Raw genomic sequence first — 2,974 nt, forward strand, 5'->3', positions numbered from 1 at the left:
GTGGTCGCGCTATCCGCCAAGCTGAAGGCGCCGGTCGTGCACGCGCTGCGCGGCAAGGAGCATATCGAGTACGACAATCCCAACGACGTCGGCATGACCGGACTGATCGGCTTCGCATCCGGCTATTGGGCGATGAAGGATTGCGACACGCTGCTGCTTCTGGGGACGGACTTCCCGTACCGGCAATTCTATCCGGAGCAGGCGCGCATCGTGCAGATCGACATTCGGCCGGAGGCGCTCGGCAACCGCTGCCCGCTCGATCTCGGGTTGATCGGGCATGTGAAGGAGACGCTCGACCTCCTGCTGCCGCTGGTCGGCGACAAGCCGGGCACGGAGCATCTGGAGAACGCGCTCGACGATTATCGCAAGGCGCGAAAGGACCTCGACGCGCTGGCGGAGAGTGGCCCCAACAGCAAGCAGATCCACCCGCAATATGTGACGCGCGTGGTGAGCGAGCTGGCCGCCGAGGACGCGATCTTCACGTGCGACGTCGGCACCCCGGTCGCGTGGGCGGCGCGCTATCTGAAGATGAACGGCAAGCGTCGCCTCGTGGGTTCGTTCAACCATGGGTCGATGGCCAACGCGATGCTGCACGCGATCGGCGCGCAGGCGACCTATCCCGATCGGCAGGTCATCTCCTTTTCGGGCGACGGCGGCTTCACGATGATGATGGGCGAGTTCGTGACGCTCATCCAGACCGGTTTGCCGGTCAAGATCATCGTCCTCAACAATGGCACGCTGGGATTCGTCGAACTCGAGATGAAGGCCTCGGGTTTTCTCGACAGCGGCTGCGATCTCAAGAACCCGAACTTCGCCGAGATGGCGCTCGCGATGGGCATCCACGGCATCCGCGTCGAACGTCCGCAGGATCTTCGCGCCGCCGTTCAGGCGGCGCTGGATCATGACGGCCCGGCGCTGGTGGACGTCGTGAGCGCGCGCCAGGAGCTCGTCATGCCGCCGACGACGACCTTGGAGGAAGCGCATAAATTCGGTCTGTTCATGCTCAAGGCGGTCATGGATGGCCGGGCTGGAGAGCTGATCGATCTGGCGAAGGTGAACCTCACCCGCTGAGTGGGGAGCGCTCTGTCACAGGCATCCAACTCGCCGCATGGCCCTCCAAGATGTGTGCTCGGGGTGAGGCTATTTCCAACTCGTGTTTCGCGCCGAGCGATCGGCGCAAATCGAGTAGGAGAATGAGTATGGCGGCGAAGCCTCTGCCCGAACCGAACAGCGACTTTTACCAGCTTGTCGATGTCCTGACCGCCGATGAACTGGCCGTGGTCAGGAAGGTGCGGACCTACATGGAAAGCAGGGTCCAGCCGATCATCAACAAATATTGGTCGGAGGACGCGTTCCCGTTCGAGCTGCTGCCTTCGTTCAAGGAGTTGCAGCTGGGTGGCCTGGGCTATCAGGGTTATGAGTGCGCCGGCGGCAGCCAGAAATTGTTCGGCTTCGTCGCGATGGAGCTGGCGCGGGTCGACGCGTCCTTCTGCACCTTCTTCGGCGTGCATAGCGGCCTGGCAATGGGCTCGATCTATCTCGATGGATCGGAGGCGCAGAAGCAGAAATGGCTGCCGCCGATGGCGCGCTGGGAGAAGATCGGCTGCTTCGGCCTGACCGAACCTCTGGTCGGATCGGGCACGAGCGGCGGGCTGACCACCACCGCCAAACGCGAGGGCGACACGTGGGTGCTGAACGGCCAGAAGCGCTGGATCGGCAATGCCACCTGGTGCGATGTTTCGATCATCTGGGCGCGCGACCTCGACGATAATCAGGTCAAGGGTTTCATCGTCGAGAACAAGGCGACGCCCGGGTTCAGCGTCGAGAAGATCGAGAACAAGATCGCGCTGCGGGTCGTCCAGAACGGCGTCATCACGCTCAAGGATGTCCGGATTTCGGAGGAGAACCGTCTGCAGGGCGGCAACTCGTTTCGCGATACCGCACGCGTGCTGCGGATGACGCGCTACATGGTCGGCTGGGCCTCGACCGGCATCCAGATGGGCGCGTTCGAGGCGACGCTCAAATATACCCAGGAGCGTCAGCAGTTCGGCAAGCCGATCGCCTCGTTCCAGATGGTGCAGGAACTCCTCGCCAAGATGCTCGGCAACATCACCGCATGCCAGTGCCTGATGGTGCGGCTGGCGCAGATGGATGACGAGGGCAAGCTGGGCGACCAGCATGCGGCGTTAGCGAAGGCGTTCTGCACGGCGAAATCGCGCGAGACCGTCGCCTGGGGCCGCGAGCTGCTCGGCGGTAACGGCATCGTCGCCGACTACAACGTCGCGCGCTTCTTCGCCGACGCCGAGGCGCTCTATTCGTACGAGGGCACCTTTCAGATGCAAAATCTGATCGTCGGCAAGGCCATCACCGGGATCGGCGCCTTCCTCTGAGCGCAGGCGAGCCGGGGCCCTTCGCCCATTTGGCTCGTCCCCTCCCGAATTGGAGATTTATCATGGTTTCGGAAACGGCGAGCCCGGCGTTCGCCAACATCCTCTATGAGAAGAAGGGCGGCATCGCCTATGTCACGGTCAACCGGCCGAAGGTGCTCAATGCGCTGAACACGCCGACCTGGTCGGATTTGCGCAAGGCGTTCGAAGACGCGCGTGAGGATGCGACGGTGCGCGGCGTCATCCTGACCGGCGCCGGCGACAAGGCTTTCATCGCGGGCGCCGACATCAGCGAGCTCGCGCAGGCCGCGGCATTCGCGGCCCAGCAGTCCAGTCGCTTCGGCCAGCAGGTCCTGGATCTCATCGAGAATCTCGGCAAGCCGGTCATCGCCGCCGTGAATGGCTTCGCGCTGGGCGGCGGCTGCGAAACCGCGATGGCGTGCACGATCAGGCTCGCGGTGGAGTCCGCCAGATTCGGCCAGCCGGAAGTCGCGCTCGGCCTGGTTCCGGGCGGCGGCGGGACGCAGCGCCTGCCAAGGCTGGTCGGCAAGGGGCGCGCGCTTCAGCTGATCCTGTCGGGCGAGATG

3 protein-coding genes are annotated in these 2,974 nt (G+C 63.9%); all 3 read left to right on the forward strand.

Going from position 1 to position 2,974, the window contains the following annotated elements:
* The coding region (locus VK533_RS05710) for a thiamine pyrophosphate-dependent enzyme (protein ID WP_324375846.1) at nucleotides 1-1,071 on the forward strand (1,071 nt) is incomplete at its 5' end.
* Nucleotides 1,072-1,199: 128 nt separating this feature from the next.
* The gene (locus VK533_RS05715; protein ID WP_324375848.1) at nucleotides 1,200-2,390 is read left to right on the forward strand and encodes an acyl-CoA dehydrogenase family protein; all 1,191 of its coding nucleotides are present in this window, start codon (nucleotides 1,200-1,202) and stop codon (nucleotides 2,388-2,390) included.
* Nucleotides 2,391-2,452: 62 nt separating this feature from the next.
* Nucleotides 2,453-2,974: enoyl-CoA hydratase-related protein (locus VK533_RS05720; protein ID WP_324375850.1), on the forward strand; the 522-nt coding region annotated here is incomplete at its 3' end.

It is taken from the genome of Sphingomonas sp. (assembly GCF_035317925.1).
GTDB lineage: Bacteria > Pseudomonadota > Alphaproteobacteria > Sphingomonadales > Sphingomonadaceae > Sphingomonas_I.

Coding starts and splice junctions, on each gene's coding strand:
- VK533_RS05715 (WP_324375848.1), top strand. CDS start 1,200: ATGGCGGCGAAGCCTCTGCCCGAACCGAACAGCGACTTTTACCAGCTT.